A 16316-nucleotide genomic window follows, 5' to 3' on the forward strand; every position below is an offset into this window, starting at 1 on the left:
AGGGATTATTCACCCTTCGCACGTTCGTCCCCATCAACAGAGCTTTACGATCCGAAGACCTTCTTCACTCACGCGGCGTTGCTCCGTCAGGCTTGCGCCCATTGCGGAAGATTCCCCACTGCTGCCTCCCGTAGGAGTCTGGGCCGTGTCTCAGTCCCAATGTGGCCGTTCATCCTCTCAGACCGGCTACTGATCGTCGCCTTGGTGAGCCGTTACCTCACCAACCAGCTAATCAGACGCAGACCCATCGACAGGTGATAGCATATTCAGAGGCCATCTTTCATCGAGAGAGGATGCCCTCCCTCGACTTCATTCGGTATTAGCATTCCTTTCGGAATGTTGTCCCCATCCTGTCGGCAGGTTGTCTACGTGTTACTCACCCGTTTGCCACTAGATTCTCTAAAAGCAAGCTTCTAAATCATCCCGTTCGACTTGCATGTGTTAAGCACGCCGCCAGCGTTCGTCCTGAGCCAGGATCAAACTCTCCGCTAAAGACCGTAGTCTATGTGAGAGCCTGTTGGCTCATTATGTCATTCTTGTAAAAGAATTGTTGTTTCGTTGACCGAAGGTGTTTCCACCTTCACAACGATGTTGCATCTGGCTGTTAGAGTTTCCTCTAACTTGTTTTGCATTGTGTAGTTTTCAGGGTACATCCTGCGCCGTTTCTAGGTCTGTGGAGGTTTTCGTCTCCGCGCTGCCCTCATCGGCGCGACTGTCATAATATAACACAAAAGACTTCTCCTCGTCAACCCCCTTTTCTATTTTTTCGCAAAGATTTTCTCAGATTCCTGCGAAATGGGCAACGAGAACGATGATGACGCCCGGGACGCCAAAGATGCCGGCGATGAGTGCCTTGAGGAAGGTGATCTCGATACCGACGCCGAGGAGGTTGATTGCCCACAGGATGATGGCACCGATGATGCTGTTCGTGATGAGCTTCCACAGGATGCGGAACGGCAGCGCGATGAGCTTGCCGAGAATCGCAAATACAATGATACCAATGGCAATTCCTACAATAATTTCCAAACTAGATCTCCCTTCTGTTCTCCATGGCGCGCGCGAGCGTCACCTCGTCCGCATACTCGATGTCGCCGCCGACGGGCAGCCCGTGCGCAATGCGCGTGACGCGCACGTCCATCGGCTTCAGCAGCTTTGCAATATACATTGCAGTCGCCTCGCCCTCGACGTTCGGATTGGTCGCGACAATGACCTCCTCCACGTCCGATGTGCCAACGCGTGTGACAAGCTCGCGGATGCGGATGTCATTCGGCCCGACGCCCTCGATGGGCGAGAGCGCGCCGTGCAGGACGTGATAGACGCCGTTGTAGTCGTTCATGCGCTCCATCGCCGCCACATCGGGCGGCTGCTCGACAACGCAGATTGTCCGATGATCGCGCTTCTCCGCCGTGCAGATGGCGCACGGATCAGTGTCCGTGAGGTTGAAGCAGGTGGAGCAGAAGCCGATCTTCTCCTTTGCCTCGATGATTGCAGAGGCAAGCCGACGCGCCCGCTCCATGTCCATATCGAGGACATGGTATGCAAGGCGCGCCGCAGTCTTTGCCCCAATCCCCGGCAGCGCACGGAACTGCTCCATGAGCTGCGTGAGCGGTGCAACTGTGTGCATCAGAGGAGTCCCGGCGGCAGTCCGAGCCCGCTCGTGAGCTTGCCCATCTCCTGCGCCATCATCTCATCAACCTTCTTCGTCGCTTCATTGAATGCTGCCGAAATAAGATCCTGCAGCATCTCAATGTCCTCGGGATCGACCGCTGCGGGTGCGATCACGAGGCTCTGCACCTGCTTCTCGCCGTCCATGACGACCTTCACCGCGCCGCCGCCCGAGGAGACCTCGACCGTCCTGCGCTTCAGCTCGTCCTGCATCTTCTTCATCTCGTTCTGCATCTTCTGGACTTTTTTCATCATGCCGGCCATATTGCCGCCGCCGTTAAACATTTGCATTCTCCTTCAACAATCGAGATAACAATAAATATACTGCATGAAGTATTCTTAGCCTAACAAAAACTTCTCATAACGTCAAGTGTTCTCGTCCGGCGGCAGCTCATCGTCCCCGAACATCTCCGCCTCCTCGTCCGGCGTCGGCTCGTACACCTCGTACGGCTCATCCTCTGCGGCAGGCGGCGCAGGTGCTTTCGGCTGCGGCGCGGGCTTCTTCGCAGGTGCACTGACCTCCTCGACACGCGCCCCCTCGCCCGCGATCTTCAGCAGCTCCGCGACAGGCGCGGGATACTCGGGCGCTTTCGCAGGAGCGGGCGGCGGCGCACTCTCCTCCTCGCCGCCCGTACAGACGATGACGAGAGGACGCCCCGCAAGCTCCGACATGACCTCCTCGAACACCGCGCGGTGACGATTCGTAATATAGTCGCGCGCCATATCCGTCGCAGGTCGGATAAAGAAATGTGTCTCGGTCGCGCCCTCGTAATCCGCACCCGAGAGGAGGGAGGCGGCGAGTCTGTGGCGCTCCTTGAGCCGTGCCTGAAAGGACTTCCAGAGCGCGGCATCCAGCTGACGTGAGGCAGGCGCGGCAGATGTGTTCGTCTTTGCGATCCGTTTCGGCGGCGTGGCTTTCGGAGATGTCTGCGGTGCGGGGGCAGGTGCGCCCTGCACGCCCGCCTTCTGCACCGCGCCGCTGCCCGCCACAGGTGCGACGCCCGCCGCAAGCTGCTCAGACAGCCGCCGCACCTCCGCCTCAAGCCGCGCAATGCGTGCCGTATCGGCGGGATTCGACACCGTGACGGGCGCGCCCGCAGGTGCGGCATCCGCAGGGCGGCAGAGTCCGATGAGCAAGCTCTCGGCGGCAATGCGCGGCTGCGGTGAGACGCGAATCTCCTGCATCGCTTCGTTCAACTTCCGCAGAATCGCCATAATCTCATCCTGCGTAAAGCGCGCCGCCGCAGTGCGCAGAGCCTCCGTTTGTCCGTCAGGCAGCTCCGCCGCCCCGAGCGTGCCACCCACCCCCACGATCATCAGGCTGCGGAAATACGCCGCGAGTTCGGCGAGAATCTGCCGCAGCTCGCGCCCGTTTTGCAGCAGCTCCCCAAGCTGCGTGATGAGCGGCGCCGCCGCGCGGTCGGCAATTTGCAGCGCCATCTTCTCAATCCACGCGCGACCGACGAGTCCGAGCGCCTCCTGCACGCGCTCCGCCGTGAGCGTACCCTCCGCGAGCGCCGTACACTGGTCGAGAATCGAGAGCGCGTCGCGCATACCGCCGTCCGCCTGCACGGCAATGATAGCGAGTGCGTCCTCGTCCGCCGCAATGCCCGACTCCGCGCACACATGCACGAGACGGTCGCGAATCTCCGTCACCGTAATCCGATGGAAGTCATAGCGCTGACAGCGCGACTGGATTGTCGCGGGCACCTTGTGCGGTTCCGTCGTCGCGAGGATGAAGAGCACGCGGTCAGGCGGCTCCTCGAGCGTCTTGAGGAGCGCGTTGAACGCCTCCGTCGTCAGCATGTGCACCTCGTCGATGATGTAGATCTTATAGTGCCCTTCCGTCGGCGCGAACTTCACGGACTCGCGCAGATCGCGAATCTCGTCAATGCCGCGATTCGATGCCGCATCGATCTCGAACACATCCATTGACGATCCGTCGCTGATTGCGCGGCAGGAGTCGCAGACACCGCACGGCGTGAGCGTCGGCCCCTCGGCGCAGTTGAGCGCACGCGCGAGAATCTTCGCCGTGCTCGTCTTGCCCGTGCCGCGCGGCCCCGTAAAGAGGTAGGCGTGACTCGTCTGCCCCGACGTGACGGCGCGCGCAAGCGTGCGGCTGATATGCTCCTGCCCCACGAGATCGGCGAACGTCTCCGGCCGCCAGCGACGATAAAGAGCGACATAGGACATGCTCAGACCTCCCTTTTCCAACAAAAAAGCAGCCCGCAGGCTGCTCCAAATACACGCGATTTCTCCCACGGCAGGCCACAATCCCCAGGCGCCCTCACGGCACATGTGACGATCCGCTTACCGCTGCTTCCTTCCGGACCTGACGGGGTTCACAGGGCCCCATTGCGCGAGACCAAGGCATTGCAGCCCGCCCTGAGAAAAATCAATAAAAATGGCGGAGAGTGAGAGATTCGAACTCTCGGTACGGTATCACCGCACACACGCTTTCCAGGCGTGCTCCTTCAACCACTCGGACAACTCTCCACGTGCTCTCTAAAAAAGCTATTCACTTCTGCAACGCCTCACAGTCTAGCACGAGAACCGCGCCGTTGTCAAGGAAAAAATAATGGAGAACCGCCGCAGCGGCTCTCCATCATATCCACTATGCAAGGACACGCGAAAGACGCACGAGCTCGGGGTCGAGCGTCTTCGTATTGTTGACCGCCTCAAAGAGGTTCACGCCAACGACCTGCCCCTCGTTGAAGCTGAAAACCACGTCGTTGACCCCCGAAATGAGCGCCAACGCCGCCTTCTCACCAAGCATCGACGCCTTGATGCGATCCTCCACCGTCGGCGAGCCGCCGCGCTGGATGTGACCGAGCACCGAGACGCGCGTGTCAATCTCCGTCTTTTCGCGGATGATCTTGCCGATCTCGACCGCAGAGCCTGCGCCCTCGGCGACCACAATGATGCTGTAGCGCTTGCCGCGCTCGTACATCTCCTTCAGCTCGCAGCTGATCTCCTCGAGATCGTACGCCACCTCGGGCACGAGGATGTACTCCGCGCCGCCCGCGATGCCCGACATCATGGCGAGCCAACCCGAATGACGCCCCATGACCTCGACGAGGATGATGCGGCGATGTGCTGATGCCGTGTCGCGCAGCTTGTTGATCGCATCCACGATCGTGTTGCACGCTGTGTCGCAGCCAATCGTATAGTCCATGCCCCAGACATCGTTGTCGATCGTGCCCGGCAGCCCGACGATCGGCATGCCCGTCTCTTTACTGAGCAGCGAGCCACCCGTGAGCGAGCCGTCGCCGCCGATGATGACCAGCCCCTCGATGCCGCGCTTGCGCAGATTCTCAAACGCCGTCTGACGCCCCTCCGGCGTCATAAACGACTTGCTCCGTGCCGTGCCGAGGAACGTGCCGCCGCGCTGGATCAGATCGCTGACACTGCGCGTCGTGAGCTTTTCGATATCATCGTGCACCATGCCGCTGTAGCCGTTGTGAATGCCGTAGACATCCACCCCCTCATAGATCGCCGTGCGCACGACCGCGCGCGCCGCCGCATTCATGCCCGGACTGTCTCCACCGGATGTGACTACTGCGATTGCCTTTTTCAGCATAAAAACATCCCCCGTCCCCTATGTCACGCTTGCGCGAATCACTATCTTCTCTTCTATATTGTACGAAAGCGCACGCAAAAAGTAAAGACTTTCGTGGAAAAAACCTTGACTTATAGTCCGCTCCCGCGCGTCAAGCGCACGGCGAGCGGCATCCGAGACTTCGACGAGGAGGCGTGCGAGTGGGTCGAGTTCATCAAGTGCATGCGTGACTGCGGCGTCCAGATCGCCCCGCTCACGGAGTATGTTTCCCTCTACTTCGAGGAAGGCACCGAGCAGCAGCGGCTTGACATCCTGCGCGAGCAGTGCGAGCGCCTTTTCCGCCAGCGCGCCGATCTCGACGCGATCATCGCGCGCCTCGACGCAAAGATTGGACATTATGAGAGCGTCATCGATGAGCAATAAAAATGGGTTGTTGTACGAAGATTGGACATTCATACAACAACCCATCTTTATTTAGAGCAGACTATGCACTCTGCCAAGTTCGCGAATCCTATCCATCGACAGGTTGGAGATTTTGGCGATTGTTTCGAGCGGCATTTTCTCGCGCAGCATTTCCAGGATCATCTCGATTTTTCCTTCAGTTTTTCCTGCACGGTGTCCCTGCGCGATGCCATCTTCACGCCCCTCCTCATACTTCGCCGCCTCGAAGAGTGCCTGATCCCATTCGAAGTTTACCATGTCAATGACCTCCCTTTCGTGCTGCTTCAAAAATGCTCTCATGATATCCCGCTCTTGACAGCACCGCATGGCGGTGCGAATGGCATCCGCACGCGCCATCCCCGCAGCGATGTTCTGCTTGATCCGATCAATGAAAAAACTATAGTCATGCAGGGCGCGGCTCCGCACCAGCAGATTCTTCTGCGCGTCATAGACGACGTTATACACGGTCACGACAAGCTCCAAATGCCGCTTTTCCACTCCTGTCCCGCGATAGGCGTCCGAGAGGCGCATCTCCGTCTCCTCCGGCAGTGCTTTGTCACCTGTATAGAATACGTGAAACTCCGGCACAGGCAGAGGAATGCGGCGATTCATATAGAGCTGTTTTGCATCAATCTCCCTGCGCAGCTGCTCGCAGATGTAATACAGGCACCGCAACGGCATATTTGCGTTCGGTGTGCTCTGGTGCTCAATGAATACGAGGTGACGCCCCGCCAGCAGGAACGAGATATCGTTTTTCACCTGCGACAGGAATGTCCCCTCAAGCGTTACAATCTCGAGCGGGTCGCCCGACGTATACGCCCGTCCATGCAATGCGCCCGCCAGCTCGCGCAGCCGATCTGCGTCGTTAAAATACTTGCGAAACACAGTATCCTGATACTGCCGTCCCTGTCCGCTGCTGACCATGCCGCTCCCTCCAAGTTTGTTTGCTCCATTATAGCATAAAAAAACGTATACAAAAAGAGAGATTGGAACGTCCATATTCGGAAGCTCTCAATCTCTCTTTTGTGTTGCAGTGTATTAGGAAGGCTTCAGTGCGTCGATCATGGCGCCCCTTCCACCGCTTGCTGACCTGTCCAAGAAGCAAGTCCGTAGGACGAAGCTGATTGGGAAACAGGTCGTATGCGAAAACGTCCCAAGAACACGAGCGTTAGCGATGTGTGATTGGCTGACGTTGACCGCTCGCGTGCCACCTCCCCCGTGTCGCACGGGGGAGGCTTTGCTGTCGTTAGAACGCCCACTTGACGGAGACTCCGCCCGTGACGCCCTGGCGCTTGCCCTGCCAGCCATTGAGGTTCAGATCATAGCTGACGCGGCTGTCCGCCTTCGGTGCGAAGCGATAGCCGAGCTCAAGAAGCGCGCTGCCGCCCTTGAGCGAGGGGCTGGGTGTGCTGTCTCCATCGTAGGTCGCGCGTGCGTCGCCGTCGAACTCATACTCCCACGCAAGTCCTGCGTAGAGCTGGCTCAGCGCCGTCTCGCCGTGCGTGTAGCGCGTGCCGATGCGCAGGCGATGCGAGTTCACCGCGTCGAAGTCATACGTCTCGCCCGAGCTGAGATGTGCGCTCGTGCCCGCCGTATGCGCGTAGGAATAGCGCACGTACGCGCTGACCGTATCGCCCTCGCGCACGTGGAAGTCCTTGCCCATGCCAACGTGCATTGCATAGTAGGTGCTCGTCGTGTCGTAGCTGGTGTCAAGCCCTGTGTAGTCGCTCTTCGTGCGACCGACGCGCAGCGAGCCGTCGATCCAGTTGTTCGCCTTCGTCTCGAGTTTTGCCATGACACCGGCACCGATGTAGCTCGTCTTGCCGTTGCCGTGCGTGCCGTCGTCGAGGTAGGAGTCATAGCTGCCGCGCCCGTACTCGATGAAGGGGCCAAAGGTCAGCGTGCCCTCCTTCACTGCATTCTCACGCGCCCAACCGACACCGAGGTTCCAGCCCTTCATGTCGACATAGGAGCCGGTCTTGTGGCGCAGAGAACCTGCGCCCATACCTGCCCAAATGCCGTAGGGTGCGCTGCCGGTCATTGCCGCCGCACGCGCCTCCTTCTGCGCCGCATTCATACCCGCACCCGCGAGGAAGTCCGCGCCGTCGTTCAGGAATGCGCTTGCGCCCGCACGCGTCTCGACGAGGGACTTTGCCTGCTCGGCAAAGCCCACCTTCGTCACCGTTGCGACGAGCTTATGCGCGTTATTTGGATCCTGATGGACGGCAAACTCGTATTTACGCGACACACCGTCTCTGCCCTCTGCCGTCACGCCGCTGCCGACGGTGATGTTATGTCCGCCGGTGGTCGTGTTCTCCATCAGCGTGAACGTATCGCCCTTCGCGAGTTTCTTCGTTGCGCCGCTGCGGGCAACGGCGAACTTCATCCCCGTGAGATTCTTATCGCCGCCGTTGACATTCGTCAGTTTCAGCAGAGGATTTGCATTGCGCACAGGCGCATTCTCCATATCAAAATGGAGTCTCTGGACATTGGTGATGTCGCCGACCGACGAGGAAGCACCCGAGCCGTAGGAAACGGCAAGCGTGTTGTCCACGCCGTTTGTCGCCGTACCGCCCTTGATCGTACCCGTGACCGACGCATTGCGGAGACGGATCACGTTATAGTTCGTCACTGCACCCTGACCACCTGTGATGTCGCCGGTAAAGGCAGCGTTCATGACACTGACCACGTTGTTCGATGCCTCACCGCTCGCGGAGTAACCGCCGACAATACTGCCCGTGGCGTTACCAGTCACATTGACCGTATTCGACACAGCCTTGCCGACATTCGTCCAGCCGCCGTAGACGTTGGTATTGGTGCCGCCTGTGAGCGTGACCTCGTTTGTATGGCTGTCGTTCTTGTCCGTCGCCGTCCCATTTGCGCCAGTGGTATAGCCGCCGTAGACGGTCTTGCCGCTGCCGTCATTCACAGTAAACTTGTTGTCATACGTGGAGTTGCCAGCCGCAGAGCGACCGCCCCACATCTCGGTGCCGCGCGTCGTCACCGTCGTCGCACCCTTAAAGGTGTAGCCGTAGCGGACAATCTCCTTGTTGCCATTACGCGCCTCGATGTTCGTTTCCTTTGTGCCGTCCGTGCTCAGAGCCGTGCGGAAGGTCTTGTTGTCCTTCAGCGTAAGTCCGTTTGCATTTTCGACGAGCGTGTCCTCGTTCTCCGTTGCGGCAAAATCAGCCTTGATGGTGTCAAGATCAAAGTTCGCCCCTGCCTGCGTCAGCGTCAGCTTCGAGGCAGCATTCTTGAACGCGACCGTGGAGAAATTCTCTATCTTACCAACCGTCGCCGCCGTGTTGACATTCAGCGTGTTGCCCTTCGCAGACTTATTGCCGCCGTGGATCTCTGCGACCGTTGACCCCGGCGCAAGTGGATTCGTCCCGTCGCCGAGGTTGACCGTGTTGTTCTCCGTCGTGCCATCCGCCGCGTCGGTATAGCCACCGTAGACCTTGCCGAGCATGCCTCCCGTGATGGTGACGGTGTTGTCGTGGCTGTTCTTCTGCTCAACCCCCATATTGCTCGTGCCGGACGTATGACCGCCGTACACCTCTGTATAGTTGCCGTTCACGGTGATGTTGTTGTGATGCGTTGCGTTGCCTGCCTTGGAGATGCCGCCGTACGCCTTTGTCCCATCGACCGAGGCGGTCGTGACCCCCGTGAACTGATAGCCGGTGTACTTGATCTCCTTCTTATCCGAGGAGACGCTGACATTCATCTCGCTCTTTTGGTCAGCGCTCAGACCAGACTTCACCGCGCCATCGGTGTATGTACCGCCGAAGTCAATTCCGTTATTGTTCTTCAGCAAGCTGATGCCGCGACCGTTGCCATCCACCGTCAGCGTGTTCCAGTTCACCTTCGTCTGCGCACCGCCCGTGACATTCAGCATTGTACCGCCTGCAGCAACACCGTTCGTGTTGAAGTTCATCTTCTGGAAGCCCTCGACGCTCTGCGCAAAGTTCTGTCCCTTGACATTCAGCGTGTTGTCCGTGCCATTTGCCTGTGTACCACCCTTGACCGCGCCGTTTACGGTTACGCCGCCTTCAAGGTTGACCGTATTGTTGTTCGTCGTTGCGCCTTCACCGCCCGTGACTGCGCCCGTATTCGCCTTGACGGTGACGGTATTGCCCGAGGCATCGCCCAGAGCCTTGCCGCCGACAACTGCGCCCGTGATGGACTTCTCAATCGTGACTTCGTTCTTCGTCGCGTTGCCGCCCGTCACGTCGGTAAAGCCACCGTAGACCGTGCCTGTGATGTCCGTAACGGTAGAGGCAACCGTAATCTTGTTGGCGATGCTGTTACCCTTCTCCGTCAGCGTCGTTCCCGTGCCGCTCGTCCAGCCGCCGTAGGCATTCCGATAGGTGACAGCATCGGAGACGGTGATCACGTTCTCTGTGGTCGTATTGCCGAGGATTGAGCGCCCGCCGAAGATGTCCTTGTATGTGCCGCCGTCATCCGTCGTCGGCGTGGTTGCACCCTTGAAGGTATAGCTCTCATAGGTAACCTTCTTGCCATCCGAGGATTTCGCAAAGACGGATTCCTTCGCATCTTCTGTCTTGGCAAGACGATTCTGACCGTCTGCAATGTCAATCGTACCACCCGCACCGGTCTTCTCAATCAGCGTACCCTTGTGCCCGTGCTCACCGTGAAGATGGAGGTCATTGAGACTGCGGATGGTTGTCACGCCCGTATCAGTCAGTCTCAAGAAAGAGTCTGTCTTTGTCACATATTGATTGAAACGGAAGTTGATCGTGGCAAAATTACTAATGTTCGTCGCCTGCACATTATCGTAGACATTCAGCGTATTGTCTGTCAGATAGTCTTTTCCGACAGTCGCACCATTGCCGCCGGAGATGGTTCCCGTGATGCCCGTCGTGAAGTCAGAAGTCCCATCGCCAAGATTGACCGTGTTGCCCGTCGCATTACCACTGTTCGAACGTCCACCGGTAATATTTTGTACCGTTCCCCCGTTGCCCTTGATCGTGACCGTGTTGCCCGTTGCGTTGCCACTTGTCGTCCATGCGCCGTAGACATCGTGATTGTTCAGATCACCGCCGTTGATGTTGACTATGTTCTTCGTAGCATCGCCGGAGTAAGCAAGCCCGCCAAAAATATCGCCGCTCGTTGTACCACTTGCGAGCGTAACAGTATTGTACTCCACCTTTCCAGAGCCGCTGGCTTCACCGCCGTAGATTGACTGGGTCACCGTACCGCCTGTGATCTCAACGGTGTTCTTCGTCACATTTCCGTGAGAGGCTTTGCCACCGTAGACATTCCGCGCCGTGCCGCCCTTGACGAACACTTTATTCCCCTCTGCACTGCCGTTCTCAGAAAAGCCGCCGTACAGATTTTTTGCCGTACCATTCGTAATGGTGACTTCGTTCTCCTCCGCCTTGCCGGTACTGGATGTATAGCCACCATAGGTCGCACCGCCCACCTCGCCGCCGTTGATCTCAACGAAGTTGCGCGTCGTGCTGCCGCCAGTTGCACCCACAGAACCACCGTTCAATGAGCCGGTTACCTTCCCGGCCTGCAGTACGGCACGGTTGCCCGTCGCATTACCGCCCGGCGAAACGGTCAAGCCACCGAACATATTGTTCACTGTATCGGTCGGTGCCCCATTGAACGTGATCTTGTTGTCGATGCTGTGGTTCTTCGCTTTCTCTCCCGTCGCCGTTGAGCCCATTCCGCTCGTCCAACCGCCATAGACACTCTGTGCGCCATGGTTGCCGGTCAATGTTATTTCGTTTTTCGTTGTTGTGTTGCCGATCAGAGAACGACCGCCCCACGTTGCTGTGCCGTCCGTATCCTTTTCCGTCGCGTTCTTGAACTGGTAAGTACGATAGATGATCTTGTCGCCGGCCGTGTGCTTCTTGATAATGGTTTCCGTCTTGTCTGCCGTTCGTCCCACATCCGCAGAATTGTCAACATCAATACCGTGCGTGTTCTCGATCAGAGTGCCGCCGCCGACCGCTGCATTATTCACGTTGATCTGACTGAGGCTTTTGAGCTTTGTTTTGCCCGAATCCGTCAGCGTGAGCAGGGGGTTGCTCGTATTCATATGGGCATTGAAGTTGAAATTGATCGTCTCGAAGTTCTCGATGTTGTACGCCGTGGCATTGGTATTGACGTTGAGCGTGTTGTTGGACACTTTTTCGGGATGTGCGATGCTGCGCCCGCCGATAATTTTTCCATTGATGGCATAGCCCGATTTCATGGCACTCGTGCCGTCGCCGAGGTTGACGGTGTTGCCCGACACTTCTCCCGTGCCGCTGGAATAGCCGCCGTAGATTCCGTTCAGGACGCCGCCCTTGATGGTGACGATGTTTCCTTTCACATTGCTGTTCTGATCGGTATAGCCACCGTAGACATTTCCTGTGCCTGTGACGGTGCCGCCTTCGATGAGCACTTCGTTCTCGAGCACGTCACCGTTCGCCTGATTGTCTGTCGTGCCGCCGTAGATATTTCCATGCACGTTGCCGCCCTTGAGCGTCGCCGTGTTTTTCTTGACGGTTCCTGTGCCGCCATCAGTCGCCATACCGCCAACCAAGTCGCCGTTGAGATGATTGCCGTTGAATGTGGCATGATTGTCCTCGACATTGCCGCCGCCATTTGCACTGCCGCCGTAGATGCTGTCAGCGGTTGAGACGAGCGGCGAGGTTGCCGAATTGACGAACACCTTGTTCCCCGTCACATTTCCTTTGCCGAACGTGAGGCCGCCATACAGCCGGTTGGTATAAGACAGGTTTTTGAAGGTCAGCGTGTTGTCTTTCACGTTGCCGTTGTCATGCTCGTCCTTGATAAAACCTGCGGCTGTACCGATAGAGGCTCCGCCTCCGGGATGTTCGGCGTTATTGCTTGGTGCCTGTGTATCGTCTATCGTCACATTCCTTCCCGTCACATCTGCCGCAGATACATTCTGCGCAGACGAAAGGAATCCGCCCCCGCCGAGTGCGATGGCAACGAGCAGCGCCAGACGGCGCGATTTGATTTCTTTGAACAAGTAGTTCGCCTCCTAAATTTGGGTGCTTGTTTGCATGACCCATTCATACCCCAGTCTATTCTGGGACAATACTACCACATATTTTTCAAAAAGAAAATATCTATCCAATAAAAAATACAATTGTTTTTTAGGCATCCACACGCTCCAAATGACGATATACGTGTTCATGCTTTAGGAAGCACTGATAAATTCAGCCGCGCCGTCTTAGCACATCTTTTTCGCCCTGTCTGTGTCGACAAATCCTCCACATAGCCCTTGCAGCGTTGGGTTTGTCTCCTTGACAGGACAAAAAATCTGCACTAATCCGACGGACTTCATTTTATCAGCGATTCCTTTATTTTTTACGGAGAACACTCGACGGGTCAATGTCTCTGTGCGTGCATCTGCTCGGGTGTCCATGCGGTGATGCCACGCCGGTCGGGCATAACAGAGGGGTCGAACACGGGATTCTTCCCCGCCGCCTTCTGCGCGAAGTAGTCAGCGAGGGCAATACGTGCGAGCGGCGCAAGGCGCGCGATGGCGTAGAGGTTCGTGAGGCAGATCATCGCCATAAAGAGGTCGGCGAGGTTCCACACGAGTCCGAGCGCCGCAACGCAGCCGAAGAACACCATTGCAACGACGCTGAGGCGGTAGATGAAGAGCGCACGCCCCTTGTTCTCGCCGAAGAAGTGAATGTTGATCTCGCCGTAGTAGTAGTTGCCAACGACGGAACTGAATGCAAAGAGGAAGATGAGAACCGCGAGCAGACTCGACGCCCACGGACCGAAGACGCTTGCGAGCGAGTCCTGCGCGAGTGCGATGCCCGTCGTGTCGCCGCCGATCGTGTACTGTCCTGTGAGGAGCACGATGAATGCGGTCGCCGAGCAGACGATCCACGTATCGACGTAGACACCGAATGCCTGCACAAGTCCCTGCTTCACGGGATGCGTGACATTTGCCGTCGCCGCCGCATTTGGGATCGATCCCTCGCCCGCCTCGTTCGAGAATAGCCCGCGGCGGATACCCGTGAGGATCACCGTGCCGATGCCGCCGCCAACCGCCGCCTGCGGACTGAATGCATCGTGCAGGATCAGCGCAAACATTGCGGGCACCTGATCGATGTGCATGACGATGATGATGAGTGCAATCAGGAGATAGATCCCCGCCATCACAGGCACAAGCAGCGAGGAGAGGCTTGCCACGCGGTGAATGCCGCCGAAGATGACCACACCCGCGAGGACGGAGAGGATTGCCCCCATCACCCAGGTTTCGATGCCAAATGCCTTCTCCATCGAGAGCGCAATGGTATTTGCCTGCACGGAGACGTAGATCAGACCGAACGTCACGGAGATGAGCACGGCAAAGAGCTTTGCGACCGCCGGCTGCCCGAGCGCGTTCTGAATGTAGTACGCAGGGCCGCCATGAAAGAGTCCGTGTCCACGCGGAATCTTGTAGATCTGCGCGAGTGTGCTCTCGACGAAGCCCGTCGCCGTGCCGATGAAGGCGATGACCCACATCCAGAACACAGCGCCCGGGCCGCCCGTGACAATCGCGATGGCAACGCCCGCGATATTGCCGACGCCGACGCGTGAGGCGGTGCTGACGCAGAACGCCTGAAACGAGGAGATCGCCTTGCGTCCGCTCGGCCGCCGTCCGAGATCGCCCGCGAGGAGGCGCACCATCTCAGGCAGTGCACGCAGCTGGACGAGCCCCGTCGACAGTGTGAACCAGAGTCCCGAGCCAACGAGCACCACGATGATGATATAGGTCCACAGGAAATCGTTAATCGAGCCAACCACAGCATTGAGGAAATCCATAAAACCACCCTTTCTGAAAAGAATACGCTTCATCATAAGGGAAAAGTCTTTTGTTTGTCAAATTGGATTCGTGTATTCTTTCATAAGGAGAATCATTCAGGTACTTTTATATCCTGCTTCCTTTACTTCTCTCTAAAAAGAGTGTAAAATATGAGTAGTTGTACGGAATCGCTGATAAAATGAAGTCTGTCAGATTGGCGTAGATTTTTTCGTCCGAACAAGGAGACAAACCGGACGCATAGCCAAAGCTATGTGGAGGATTTGTCGACACAGTGCGGGCAAAAAAGATACGTCAAGATGGCGGGCTGAATTTATCAGTGCTTCCATAAGTTTCAGGGACAAGGGAAGCACCTTATCAGTGATTCCTAAAAAGCGGGGGACATGATATGCTGAAAAAGACAAAAATTATCTGCACACAGGGGCCGGCAACGGATCCCGAGGGAATTGTTGACGCGCTCATCGAGAACGGGATGAACTGCGCGCGCTTCAACTTCTCGCACGGCACACATGAGGAGCATCTCGTGCGTATCAACAAGGTGCGCGCGGCGGCAGAGCGTTCGGGAAAAGTCATTTCGCTCATTCTCGACACGAAGGGGCCGGAGATGCGCCTCGGCGAGTTCGCAGACGGCAAGGTCCAGCTCGAAAAGGGGCAGCAGTTCACGCTGACCTACGAGGACACACCGGGCGATGCGACGCATGTCAGTGTCAATCACAAAAATCTCTACAACGAGGTAAAGGCGGGCGACACGCTACTGCTCTCGGACGGTCTGGTCGGGCTCGTTGTCGATGAGATTCGCGGCAAGGATATCGTGACGACGGTGCAGAACAGCGGTCCGATGTCGACGCGCAAGCGCGTTGCAGCGCCGGGCATCGAGCTGAGTCTGCCCGCGATCTCCGAGCAGGACGAACGCGACATCATCTTCGGCATCCAGAACGACATGGACTTCGTTGCGGCATCCTTCATCCAGCGTCCGGCGGACGTGGAGGAGATCCGCCATCTGATCGCAAAGCACGGTGGTCACATGGAGATCATCCCGAAGATCGAAAATCTCGCGGGTGTCAACAATTTTGACGAAATCCTCGCGGTCTCGGACGGCATCATGGTCGCACGCGGCGACCTTGGCGTCGAGGTACCGGCAGAGGACGTGCCCGTCATCCAGAAGGAGATCATCCGCAAGTGCAACGCGGTCGGCAAGCCCGTTATCGTCGCAACGCAGATGCTCGAATCCATGACAACGAATCCGCGCCCGACACGCGCGGAGGTCTCGGATGTCGGCAACGCGATCTTTGACGGTGCGGACGCAATCATGCTCTCGGGTGAGACAGCAAGCGGCGACTACCCTGTCGAGGCGGTCAAGACGATGAGCACGATTGCCCTGCGCATGGAGCAGTCGCTCGAGTACGACACGATCATCCGTGCACGCAGCATTCGCGAGCGTTCCTCCGTGACCGATGCCGTCTCGCACGCAACGGTGCAGCTCGCCTATGAGACGAGTGCGGCCGCGATCCTCACGCCGACCCAGTCCGGCTACACGACGCGCGTTGTGTCGAAGTACCGCCCGAAGGCGATGATCGTCGCCTACGCACCAAGCCCGATGATTGCACGTCACATCAACCTGCGCTGGGGTGTCTACCCCATGCAGGGACGCAAGTGGACGAGCGTCGAGGACATGATCGAGTCCTGCACGCGCGGCGCACTCTCGCACGGTTACGTCAAGCAGGGTGACAAGGTCGTCATGGTCGCGGGCATGACCTACAACGAGGGCGGCTCCGTCGCCGTCCGCGTTACGACGATTCACTAAACGTAACTCAGAAATGACGAAAGGAAGCCGCTTGTTTGTGAAAC

The 16316-nt window shown here is 57.7% G+C and carries 10 protein-coding genes, 1 tRNA gene, 1 rRNA gene, 1 other RNA gene and 2 pseudogenes (1 of these 15 cut by a window edge); 3 read left to right on the forward strand and 12 right to left on the reverse strand.

Features of this window, described 5'->3' with window-relative positions:
* The 8 genes from AXF19_RS01810 to pfkA all read right to left on the reverse strand — a co-directional run.
* Nucleotides 1–16: ribosomal RNA gene (locus AXF19_RS01810) — 16S ribosomal RNA — on the reverse strand (it extends 1525 nt beyond the left edge of the window).
* 764 nt (nucleotides 17–780) lie between these two features.
* A complete protein-coding gene (locus tag AXF19_RS01815) occupies nucleotides 781–1026 on the reverse strand; it encodes a pro-sigmaK processing inhibitor BofA family protein (RefSeq protein WP_066844280.1) in 246 nt (81 codons plus the stop codon).
* Between the two features lies 1 nt (nucleotide 1027).
* Nucleotides 1028–1624: a recombination mediator RecR gene (gene recR / locus AXF19_RS01820; protein ID WP_066844283.1), complete on the reverse strand. Its 597-nt coding sequence runs from the start codon at nucleotides 1622–1624 to the stop codon at nucleotides 1028–1030.
* A complete protein-coding gene (locus AXF19_RS01825; RefSeq protein WP_066844286.1) occupies nucleotides 1624–1950 on the reverse strand; it encodes a YbaB/EbfC family nucleoid-associated protein in 327 nt (108 codons plus the stop codon). The genes recR and AXF19_RS01825 overlap by 1 nt, the downstream gene beginning before the upstream one ends.
* Nucleotides 1951–2031: 81 nt before the next feature.
* A complete protein-coding gene (gene dnaX / locus AXF19_RS01830; RefSeq protein ID WP_066844288.1) occupies nucleotides 2032–3858 on the reverse strand; it encodes a DNA polymerase III subunit gamma/tau in 1827 nt (608 codons plus the stop codon).
* Between the two features lie 79 nt (nucleotides 3859–3937).
* Nucleotides 3938–4037: signal recognition particle sRNA small type (ffs, locus tag AXF19_RS01835), an RNA gene on the reverse strand.
* 33 nt (nucleotides 4038–4070) lie between these two features.
* Nucleotides 4071–4161, reverse strand: a tRNA-Ser gene (locus AXF19_RS01840).
* Between the two features lie 118 nt (nucleotides 4162–4279).
* On the reverse strand, nucleotides 4280–5245 hold the full coding sequence (pfkA, locus tag AXF19_RS01845) for a 6-phosphofructokinase (RefSeq protein ID WP_066844291.1): 966 nt from the start codon (nucleotides 5243–5245) through the stop codon (nucleotides 4280–4282).
* Between the two features lie 93 nt (nucleotides 5246–5338).
* Here pfkA and AXF19_RS01850 point away from each other — a divergent pair, with 93 nt between their 5' ends.
* On the forward strand, nucleotides 5339–5647 hold the full coding sequence (locus tag AXF19_RS01850) for a MerR family transcriptional regulator (protein ID WP_216634956.1): 309 nt from the start codon (nucleotides 5339–5341) through the stop codon (nucleotides 5645–5647).
* A gap of 51 nt (nucleotides 5648–5698) precedes the next feature.
* Here AXF19_RS01850 and AXF19_RS01855 read toward each other — a convergent pair whose 3' ends face one another.
* The 4 genes and pseudogenes from AXF19_RS01855 to AXF19_RS01865 all read right to left on the reverse strand — a co-directional run bounded on the left by AXF19_RS01855 (nucleotide 5699) and on the right by AXF19_RS01865 (nucleotide 14470).
* On the reverse strand, nucleotides 5699–6589 hold the full coding sequence (locus tag AXF19_RS01855) for an Rpn family recombination-promoting nuclease/putative transposase (protein ID WP_066844296.1): 891 nt from the start codon (nucleotides 6587–6589) through the stop codon (nucleotides 5699–5701).
* Between the two features lie 322 nt (nucleotides 6590–6911).
* Nucleotides 6912–12674, reverse strand: coding sequence for an autotransporter outer membrane beta-barrel domain-containing protein (locus AXF19_RS01860; protein WP_066844299.1), 5763 nt, complete (start codon nucleotides 12672–12674; stop codon nucleotides 6912–6914).
* Nucleotides 12675–12838: 164 nt separating this feature from the next.
* Nucleotides 12839–12992 (reverse strand): annotated as a pseudogene (locus AXF19_RS14915) (secretion protein HlyD).
* Nucleotides 12993–13036: 44 nt separating this feature from the next.
* Nucleotides 13037–14470 carry an alanine/glycine:cation symporter family protein gene (locus tag AXF19_RS01865; RefSeq protein WP_066844302.1) on the reverse strand — a complete coding sequence of 478 codons (1434 nt, stop codon included), beginning with the start codon at nucleotides 14468–14470 and terminating at the stop codon, nucleotides 13037–13039.
* A 186-nt stretch (nucleotides 14471–14656) separates the two neighbouring features.
* On the opposite strand from AXF19_RS01865, the pseudogene AXF19_RS14920 reads away from it, so the two are divergent.
* Nucleotides 14657–14799, forward strand: a pseudogene (locus AXF19_RS14920) (secretion protein HlyD).
* 57 nt (nucleotides 14800–14856) lie between these two features.
* Nucleotides 14857–16272 (forward strand): pyruvate kinase, encoded by a 1416-nt coding sequence (gene pyk, locus AXF19_RS01870; RefSeq protein ID WP_066844304.1) that lies wholly within the window; start codon nucleotides 14857–14859, stop codon nucleotides 16270–16272.
* Nucleotides 16273–16316: the final 44 nt, after the last annotated feature.

Source organism: Selenomonas sp. oral taxon 126 (genome assembly GCF_001683335.1).
GTDB lineage: Bacteria > Bacillota > Negativicutes > Selenomonadales > Selenomonadaceae > Centipeda.

Coding starts and splice junctions, on each gene's coding strand:
- recR (WP_066844283.1), bottom strand. CDS start 1,624: ATGCACACAGTTGCACCGCTCACGCAGCTCATGGAGCAGTTCCGTGCG.
- AXF19_RS01825 (WP_066844286.1), bottom strand. CDS start 1,950: ATGTTTAACGGCGGCGGCAATATGGCCGGCATGATGAAAAAAGTCCAG.
- dnaX (WP_066844288.1), bottom strand. CDS start 3,858: ATGTCCTATGTCGCTCTTTATCGTCGCTGGCGGCCGGAGACGTTCGCC.
- pfkA (WP_066844291.1), bottom strand. CDS start 5,245: ATGCTGAAAAAGGCAATCGCAGTAGTCACATCCGGTGGAGACAGTCCG.
- AXF19_RS01855 (WP_066844296.1), bottom strand. CDS start 6,589: ATGGTCAGCAGCGGACAGGGACGGCAGTATCAGGATACTGTGTTTCGC.
- AXF19_RS01865 (WP_066844302.1), bottom strand. CDS start 14,470: ATGGATTTCCTCAATGCTGTGGTTGGCTCGATTAACGATTTCCTGTGG.
- pyk (WP_066844304.1), top strand. CDS start 14,857: ATGCTGAAAAAGACAAAAATTATCTGCACACAGGGGCCGGCAACGGAT.